The organism is Pontibacterium sp., from assembly GCF_041587635.1.
Classification (GTDB): domain Bacteria; phylum Pseudomonadota; class Gammaproteobacteria; order Pseudomonadales; family Balneatricaceae; genus Pontibacterium.
On the sequence record NZ_JBFGYC010000006.1, the window covers coordinates 18,501 to 27,535 of the forward strand.

At 53.1% G+C, this 9,035-nt stretch carries 10 protein-coding genes; 7 read left to right on the top strand and 3 right to left on the bottom strand.

All coding sequences use genetic code 11. The features are described 5' to 3' along the window. The first annotated feature begins 16 nt into the window (after nt 1-16). From pstB to ABYW01_RS00990, 3 genes are all read left to right on the top strand, one after another. The gene (gene pstB, locus ABYW01_RS00980; protein WP_372830675.1) at nt 17-850 is read left to right on the top strand and encodes a phosphate ABC transporter ATP-binding protein PstB; all 834 of its coding nucleotides are present in this window, start codon (nt 17-19) and stop codon (nt 848-850) included. Nucleotides 851-934: 84 nt separating this feature from the next. Further along, complete coding sequence (phoU, locus tag ABYW01_RS00985) at nt 935-1,660, top strand: phosphate signaling complex protein PhoU (protein WP_372830676.1); 726 nt, start codon at nt 935-937, stop codon at nt 1,658-1,660. Nucleotides 1,661-1,798: 138 nt separating this feature from the next. Beyond that, on the top strand, nt 1,799-3,310 hold the full coding sequence (locus ABYW01_RS00990) for a diguanylate cyclase domain-containing protein (RefSeq protein ID WP_372830677.1): 1,512 nt from the start codon (nt 1,799-1,801) through the stop codon (nt 3,308-3,310). Between the two features lie 30 nt (nt 3,311-3,340). On the opposite strand, the gene ABYW01_RS00995 is transcribed toward ABYW01_RS00990, so the two are convergent. After that, nucleotides 3,341-3,925 (bottom strand): DUF1415 domain-containing protein, encoded by a 585-nt coding sequence (locus ABYW01_RS00995; RefSeq protein WP_372830678.1) that lies wholly within the window; start codon nt 3,923-3,925, stop codon nt 3,341-3,343. Nucleotides 3,926-4,048: 123 nt separating this feature from the next. Here ABYW01_RS00995 and ABYW01_RS01000 point away from each other — a divergent pair, with 123 nt between their 5' ends. From ABYW01_RS01000 to phoR, 4 genes are all read left to right on the top strand, one after another. Beyond that, nucleotides 4,049-4,588, top strand: a complete 540-nt coding sequence (locus ABYW01_RS01000; protein WP_372830679.1) for a chorismate lyase — start codon at nt 4,049-4,051, stop codon at nt 4,586-4,588. 27 nt (nt 4,589-4,615) lie between these two features. Continuing rightward, a complete protein-coding gene (gene ubiA / locus ABYW01_RS01005) occupies nt 4,616-5,503 on the top strand; it encodes a 4-hydroxybenzoate octaprenyltransferase (RefSeq protein WP_372830680.1) in 888 nt (295 codons plus the stop codon). 131 nt (nt 5,504-5,634) lie between these two features. Next, entirely contained in the window at nt 5,635-6,330 is a 696-nt protein-coding gene (phoB, locus tag ABYW01_RS01010; RefSeq protein ID WP_193955273.1) for a phosphate regulon transcriptional regulator PhoB, read from the top strand. A gap of 8 nt (nt 6,331-6,338) precedes the next feature. Then, nucleotides 6,339-7,670 carry a phosphate regulon sensor histidine kinase PhoR gene (gene phoR / locus ABYW01_RS01015; RefSeq protein ID WP_372830681.1) on the top strand — a complete coding sequence of 444 codons (1,332 nt, stop codon included), beginning with the start codon at nt 6,339-6,341 and terminating at the stop codon, nt 7,668-7,670. Between the two features lie 74 nt (nt 7,671-7,744). Here phoR and cysZ read toward each other — a convergent pair whose 3' ends face one another. Further along, nucleotides 7,745-8,521, bottom strand: a complete 777-nt coding sequence (cysZ, locus tag ABYW01_RS01020) for a sulfate transporter CysZ (RefSeq protein WP_372830682.1) — start codon at nt 8,519-8,521, stop codon at nt 7,745-7,747. A 6-nt stretch (nt 8,522-8,527) separates the two neighbouring features. After that, a complete protein-coding gene (locus tag ABYW01_RS01025; protein WP_372830683.1) occupies nt 8,528-8,740 on the bottom strand; it encodes a hypothetical protein in 213 nt (70 codons plus the stop codon). Nucleotides 8,741-9,035: the final 295 nt, after the last annotated feature.

Sequence of the window (9,035 nt, forward strand, 5' to 3'; positions counted from 1 at the left end):
TCGAAAGGTTTAAGCCATGACTAGTGAAGCAAAAACCCACGCCATTGATATTTCTGCCATGCAGCGTGACAACCGTGTACTGAATCTGGAAGACGAAACCTGCACTCTGGAAGTGAAGGACCTGCGTCTTGCGTACGGTGACAAAGAAGCCCTGCACGGTATCGACATGAAGATCCCGAAAAACCGTGTAACGGCTTTCATCGGGCCATCCGGTTGCGGTAAATCAACCCTGCTGCGCTGCTTCAACCGTATGAACGATCTGGTTGATAGCTGCAACATCACCGGTCAGATTATGCTGGATGACAGCAACATCTATGACCGCAGTATTGACGTTGCAGAACTGCGCCGCCGTGTGGGTATGGTATTTCAGAAGCCCAACCCGTTTCCGAAATCGATCTATGAAAACGTGGCTTACGGCCTGCGTATTCAGGGCATCAAGAAAAAGCGTGTGATCGACGATACCGTCGAGTGGGCATTGCGCTCTGCCGCGTTGTGGGATGAAGTGAAAGACCGCCTGCACGAAAGTGCTCTGGGTATGTCCGGTGGTCAGCAGCAGCGTCTGGTCATTGCACGTACCATCGCGGTAAAACCTGAAGTTCTGTTGCTGGATGAGCCTGCATCGGCGCTGGATCCAATCTCCACACTGAAAATTGAAGAACTGATCCACGAGCTGAAGAATGATTTCACCATCGTGATCGTAACCCACAACATGCAGCAGGCGGCACGTGTCTCCGACTACACCGCGTTTATGTACATGGGTGACCTGATTGAGTTTGGTGTAACCGATACGCTGTTCACCAATCCAACCAAGAAACAGACCGAAGACTACATTACAGGTCGTTACGGTTAAGACCCAGCTGCTTGCTGAAGCGGGGATGCGCACGTATCCCCATTGGTCTATAACTGTGTAACTGCATGCATGGAGAACACACACGTGAATTTTGAAGACAACTACTCCACCCACATATCACAGCAGTTTAACGACGAGCTGGAACAGATTCGCACCCAGCTTCTGACCATGGGCGGTATTGTAGAGCGCCAGGTTAACGACGCTGTAGAAGCACTGCTAACAGGTGATGCTGACCTAGCAGAAAAATCGCGCCGTACCGATCAGCAAACCAACGATATGGAACTGCTGATCGACGAACAGTGCACCACGATCATTGCCCGCCGCCAGCCTGCGGCTAGCGACTTGCGCCTGATCACAGCGATCTCCAAAGCGGTCTCCGATCTGGAACGCATTGGCGATGAAGCCAGCCGCATCTGTCGCCACGCCATTGATCTGGCCGACGATGGCAACTCCCAGCGCGGTTATCAGGAAGTCCGTCACATCGGCAATCTGGTCCGTGAAATGGTGAAAGATGTACTGACCGCCTTTGCCCGCAGCGATACTGAACTGGCATACCGTGTAGCTAAACAGGACAAAGCTGTGGATCAGGAATACCGCACGGCCATGCGTTCCCTGATCACTTACATGATGGAAGATCCTCGTGCGATCTCCAGCAGCCTGAACGTGATCTGGGTACTGCGCAGCCTGGAACGCATCGGTGACCATGCCTGCAATATGGCTGAGCATCTGGTGTATCTGGTCAGTGGTCAGGATGTCCGTCACGCCTCGTTGAAAGAGATGAAAGAGGCCGCTCAGCAGAGCGAAGGATAAGCCTAAACATTGCAGCGCCCGCCCCCCAGCGTTTACCCGACTAGCCATTCGGGTAAACGCTCGTTTTATTACTGGACTTGCCACCCATCACTTGTGGTAACTTTGCCCTAGTGCTGTGTTAACACTCAGGGAACCAACATGCTGCAATACGTGGTCTACGCCGATCTGAACTGCCCTTTCTGTTATGCCATGCAGGAACAACTGCACGCTATGGACCTGCTAGAACAGGTTGACTGGCGGTTGATCGAACATGCCCCCGATATCAGCGTATTTAATGCGACGCCCGAGAGTCAGGCTGAATTGGCCAGCGAAGTATTTACCGTGCGCAGCCGTGCACCTCAGGTACAAGTCGCACTGCCTCCCCTGCGAAGCGACAGCCGCTTTGCCATTCTGTGTGTTATTGCCGCCCGCGAAATCGACGAAGTTAAAGCGCTCGACCTACTGACCAACCTCTACCGCGCACTCTGGATTGAAGGCAAAGATATCAGCTCTACTGCCGTGATCTACGACTGCATTGTGGAAGCTGGCCTTCCGGGTGAGCTATCGATCGAAGAAAACCATGAACTGTGCCTGCAGAACTGGCAGCAGCAATGGGAACGTGGCAGCTACAACCTGCGTATTCCGGTACTGACCACCGATAGTGATGAACGCACATTGCTCGGACTGCCCAGTCAGGAACATATCAGTGCATTCTTTGGCGGAGAACAGCCGCCGGGGCCGGTTGGCAGCTTTGATCAGTGCCATGGGCGTGATCAGCAAACCATCGCCTTTTACGGACACGACGGCGTACAGTCGATCTGGAACGTCATTGCATCGGTGCGTGAAGACTACAACATCCTGCTACCGGCATCGGTACAAGAACTGCGCGGCATGCTCAATAAGCCCGGAGAAACACCGGATCTGATTCTGCTGAACAGTATCAATCACTGGCAACAGATGCTGGAAGATACGACGGAGATCGTGCATCAGGCATCGGAGAGCCATACCCCTGTCGCACTGGTTGGCGATACCTTGTCTGATGCGGACGAGATCAAAGTGTACGAAACCGGCGCAGCCGATTATCTGGTCAAAGACCGGGCCAGCGGTATTCTCAAAGCCCGTATCCGTACTTTGCTGCTGCTTAAACGCAGCCATGACCTGCTGGAACGGGCCGCCCGCATTGATGGCCTGACCCAGATCTACAACCGCCGCGAGTTTGAGCGTAGCCTGGAAGTTGAGTGGCTGCGCGGCCAACGTTCGAAGCAGCCTCTGAGCCTGATCATGCTGGATGTGGACCACTTTAAAGACTACAACGATCATTACGGTCACCTCACCGGCGACGGCTGCCTGCAGCATGTCGCGACCGCTATTACCGAGAGCGTGAAACGTGCGCAGGATATGGTCTGCCGCTTTGGCGGTGAAGAGTTTGTTGTGCTGCTGCCGGAAACCGATCAGCAAGGCGCAGAAGTGCTGGCGGAGAAAATCCGTAAAACCGTGGAAGATCTGGCGATTGCCCACACCAAGTCATCCGCAGCCGAATGTGTCACCATCAGCTTGGGAATTGCCAGCCTGAATCCCGCTGACAACAGCAGTCCGCGGGATCTGATTCAGATTGCAGATGATGCCCTGTACAAAGCGAAGAATAACGGTCGTAACTGCGTCGCCAGTTAGTCCAGATGTAAAATCAGCAATAGAACGGGGTTAGTCGCGGATGTAATCCGCATACGGCGGATAACGCTCGATTAACCCTTCCCGTCCCAACTTCTGCATCAACGACATATTGCGCTCCGGAATGTCATCCGGATCACCATAATTCATCAATACCCGCGTCATCATGCCTTCGCGAATCAGGTGGAAACAGGGAAATGGGGAGCGATTGGTCCAGTTGGTAATATCGTTCGCGGAGACCCCGGCAAACTGATAGTGGGGATGGAAACTCGCCAGCTGAAAGACACCGCCCAGCCCTGAGCGGTCCAATAAGCCCTGCAATATATCCAGCATATCCAAGTACTGCTCGAAATCCGGTAACGCATTCGGCGTCACCAGCAAAGTCGTTGCCAGCTCATCCTCTTCACTCGCCTGAATACGGTCCAGTTCAGCGAGAAATGCCTGAATCACCGCCTCATCTTTATCACCTTGTTCAACGGCATAGTGAATCGTTGCTTGCTTCACCACAGGCGCAGCAAATGGACAGAGATTAAGGCCCACCACCATCGACTCGACCCACTGACGGGTAAGTGCTTCGGCATTTTCAGGACAATACTTGAGTGAGTGTCTGGTATTCATAGCGGCGATGCTACCTGATGGTCCCCAACAGGCAAAGGCCAGATCGCCAGAGAGTTGACGTACAGCAGACTTTTGCGCCCTGCCGGTGATAACATACGCGCAGATTTTGAAGGAAATATTGCTGTGCCTATAGCCCGAGCTCTGACTCAACCTAACTTTGATACCCGCTGGAGCTCCCTGCGTCGCCCCAGTATGACACAGGCGCCACAGGCATGGCGTAGCTGGCTGACCGACTCAGGATCACTGACAAAGCGCCTGATTGAGCTGAGCAAGGGCGACTTCCGGGTTGAGGTTGTCAGTCAGGGTTGGCAACGACCCACGCGGTCTGAAGCAAAAGCCTTACGGATGAACAGCCGCGAAAACGCACTGATCCGCGAAGTTCAATTGATCGGCCAGGGACAGCCGTGGGTTTATGCACGTACCATTGTGCCTGCTACCACCCTGACCGGACGTCAGCGGACGTTAAAGTTACTGGGCAACCGTTCACTGGGGTCAATGCTGTTTACCGATCCCACGATGCGCCGGGGTCCACTGCAAATCAGCCGCTTACGTTTGCAAGATAAAAGGACCGATGTTTGGGCCCGTCGCTCACTATTCTATCTATCCGATAAACCGTTGCTGGTCTGCGAGGTTTTTCTGCCCGCCCTGCAACAGGTAAAATAGGCTCACCAACCACAAGAAGCAGCCCATATGCAGTCACAGGCACAGCAACCCTTCAGCTTAAAAGAGAAGTTATCCGCTTACGTTCAACTGATGCGGATGGACAAACCCATCGGTACCTACCTGGTATTGTGGCCAGCGCTGTGGGCACTGTGGATTGCCGCTGAAGGCATCCCTGACCTGAAGCTACTGTTTATCTTCACACTGGGTGCTTTTCTGACCCGTTCAGCGGGCTGTGCTATCAATGACTTTGCCGACCGCAAAGTCGATGGTCATGTTAAACGCACCGCTCAACGCCCCATTCCGAGTGGCCGGGTGACGCCGAAAGAGGCTGTTATGCTGTTCAGCGGCATGATGTTGCTGGCGTTTATATTGGTGCTATTTACCAACTGGCAGACGGTGTTGCTCTCCTTCGGTGCTGTCGCGCTGACCGCGGTTTACCCGTTTATGAAACGTTACACCCATCTCCCTCAGGTAGTCCTGGGTGCAGCGTTTGCCTGGGCCGTGCCGATGGCCTTCAGTGCCGTCACAGGCACTGTGCCTTGGTATGCATGGTTGATCTATGCCGCCACACTGCTTTGGACCGTGGCGTACGATACGCTCTATGCGATGGTAGATCGCGATGATGACCTGAAGATCGGTGTGAAATCGACCGCTATTCTATTTGGGGATGCGGATAAACTGATCGTCGCCATCCTGCAAATGATCACGTTGGCTCTGCTCATCGGGCTGGGTCTGCATCTGCAGCTATCCGTCTGGTTTTTCGCAGGACTGACAGGGGCCGCTGCCCTCTTTATCCGACAGCAATATCAGGTTCGCCACCGCGAACGCGATCCCTGCTTCCAGGCCTTTCTCAATAATCACTACGTCGGTTTGATTATCTTTGCGGGTATTTTTGCGCACTATCTGAGTGCGTAAAGCCACTGATCAGGCTAGATTTTTACTTTATATGCCTCTACGCGATGGAAATACGATCAACGTCATATTAGTGTAACAATATTGTCTTGTAATGATGCGGTCTTTAAACAACCCTGAATGAGGCAGACGTCATGTCTTCTACGAAAAAGGTGCTGATCGTTGACGACGAAGCGCCAATTCGCGAAATGATCGCAGTCGCACTGGAAATGGCCGGTTACGAATGTCTTGAAGCGGAAAACGCTAACCAGGCACACGCACTGATCGTAGATAACAAACCGGATATGGTCCTGCTGGACTGGATGATGCCCGGTACCAGTGGTGTCGACTTCGCCCGCCGCTTACGCAAAGATGAGATGACCGCCGATATGCCGATCATCATGCTGACGGCAAAAGGTGAGGAAGAGAATAAAATCAAAGGACTGGAATCCGGAGCGGATGATTTTATTACGAAACCCTTCTCCCCCCGTGAGCTGGTTGCACGCCTGAAAGCCGTATTGCGCCGCACGACACCTAAAGGTGTAGAAGAACCGGTTTCTGTGGATGGCTTGACGCTGGACCCAGTCTCGCATCGTGTCAGCGCAGAGGGAAATCCCATTGATCTGGGTCCGACCGAATTCCGCCTGTTGCAGTTCTTTATGACCCATCAGGACCGCGCTTATTCCCGCAGCCAGTTGCTGGACATGGTCTGGGGTGGCAACGTCTACGTTGAAGAACGTACCGTCGATGTACACATCCGTCGCCTGCGTAAAGCACTGGGCGAGCGTCATGATTACCTGGTACAGACCGTTCGTGGTACCGGCTACCGCTTCTCGATCAACGTGGCCTGAGGTTAAGCATGCAGCGTAACCACCACTCAATGCTCAGTAATCTGTTCCTGTTCTCAGGTTTGGGGTTGCTTGTGGGGTTCGTATTCGGTTATCCCCCTGAGTTTCTTGCCGCCGGGCTCTTTATCTGGGCTCTGTTGCAGGTCAAACAATTTGGTCGCCTAACCGAATGGTTACATCGCGATAAATCCAGCGAAGAGCCCCCTGAGTACACTGGGCATTGGGGCGAGCTGTTTGATGAACTATCCCGCCAGCAAAAACGCACCGCCGCGCGCGAAGTGTTCCTGCGCAGTGTGATCAACCGCTTTCAACAATCCTCCGCCGCGCTGAATGATGGCATTGTGATCATCAACGCACAGGATAACCTGGAGTGGTGGAACCGATCTGCTGAACGTTTACTCGGCTTCAAAGCAGCCGCGGATCGCGGTAAACCGGTCATGAACCTGCTGCGTGATCCTCGTTTTATCCGCTACTACAAGCGCGATAGCTATGAGGACCCGCTCCAGCTGCCATCGCCGATCAACCACAATCGGGAATTGCAGTACCAGATCACCCGCTTCGGCGCGGGAGATCGCCTGCTCGTTGCCCGCGACATCACGCAGATGCTGCGCCTTGAACAAACCCGTCAGGATTTCGTCGCCAACGCCTCTCACGAGCTGCGTACGCCATTGACAGTCATTCTGGGGTATCTGGAAACCTTCCTTGATCATGACCTGCCACGCCCACTGCAACGCGGTATGAACCAGATGCAACAACAAGCCCGTCGGATGCAGAGTCTGGTATCCGATCTTTTGCTGTTGTCTCGTCTGGAGGCCAGTCGACAAGTCTCGGACGAACACCCGGTACAAGTCCAAAGCCTGATCCAGAATATCTATGAAGCGGCCACCGAACTGTCTCGCGACAAAGGCCATACCTTTGAGCTGGAACTTGATCAGCAACATGACCTGCTGGGTCAGGAGATCGAGCTCCACAGTGCGTTCTCTAATCTGGTCTACAACGCAGCACGATATACGCCGCAGGACGGACATATTACGATCCGTTGGTGGGTTGATAAGGACGGCGGCCATTTCTCCGTCACTGATGATGGTATCGGTATCGATGCCATGCATATCGCCCGGCTGACCGAGCGTTTCTATCGCGTTGATGAAAGCCGCTCGTCCGAAAGTGGCGGCACAGGTCTGGGGCTGGCCATCGTCAAACATGTGTTGTCACGACACGGTGGCAACCTGACCATTCGCAGTAAAAAAGGCGAAGGCAGCACCTTCACCTGTCACTTCCCGCTGGAGTATCTGATACGGGTATCCGTCAGCGACAATGATGACGATTTGGAGGATGTGGGCTGAACCCACAGATCGGATACGAAAAAGGCGTATTCCAGTCATGGAATACGCCTTTTTATTGCCAACCTAGTCAACGCTTAATGATCAAGCTTCGGCTGCTCAGGACGCGTTTCATTTCCATAGTGCCCCTCAACATGCTCTTCTACCCAGTAGCAGGTCGCACCAATGACGGCTGCGGGCATCAGGATCAGGTTAACGACCGGTATCATCATCCCTAGCTGTACCAAACCACCAAAACCCACCGATGTCATACGCTTAGCCTTCAGCAGCAGTTTCATCTGCTTAAAGCTGACTTTGTTGTTATCCATCGGATAATCGCAATACTGAATCGCCATCATCCAGGCCCCGAACAGGAACCATAATACAGGCGCGATAATATTCAGCACTGGTATAAAAGAAAGCACCAGCAACGCGAGGAAACGCGGCAGATAATACGCCAGCTTAGAGAGTTCGCGGCCGACGGCGCGTGGAATCAGTGCCAATACAGCCTGCCAACCTTCATCGGTGACGACTTCCCCTCTCAGGCTTTTCTCCACTTTCTCAGAGAGGAAACCGTTAAAAGGTGCTGCAATTAGATTCGCCACCAGCGTGAAGCTGTAATAAACCACCAGCAACACCAGCAGTGCAAACAGCGGCCACAGCAGCCAGCTCAGGAACGATGCCCACTCTGGCAGGAACCCCAGCCAGTAATCAACCCAGACGTCAAACTGCGACATCAGGAGCCAGATCGCACCCACAAACAGCAGGATATTGACCATTAATGGCACCAGGACAAAGGGACGGATCGCCGGATCCGGCAGCATCTTCAGTCCCTGAATCAGATATCCGGCACCTCGAACGGGATTACCTTTCATGTGTTTTTAACCCATAAAGAATGCGATTAGACGCATCGCTACTGCTACGACCATCATGCTCAGCCCGGCACGGTTCACCTTAAACTCAACTTCATTAAAGTTAGCCGTTGGCTGCCAGAACATGACAACCGACTTAAAATCTTTGGTCCGTCCTGCATAAAGCCCCAGCGATACCAGAAAAACAACCAGCCCGCCCCAGAACAGAAATTCTTCAATCATAGCCAGATACATCATACTCGCCTTACTTTCTGCTAAGTTTCTAAAGGCATTAAGCCTAACAAAAATTAGACAATACGGCTGCAATCCCTAGGTCCAAAGACAACTTGTTTGCAGGTTAAGTCAGCATCCGTCAATGGAGAACCCCATGAAAGCGATACAGATCCATGAGTTTGGCGACACAAACAACCTGAGGCTGGAGGACGTTCCCACCCCCTCTCTGCACGCAGGTGAAGTCCTGATTAGAAATCAGGCCTGCGGGGTTAATCCGATCGACTGGAAAACCTGTAGCGGTGGC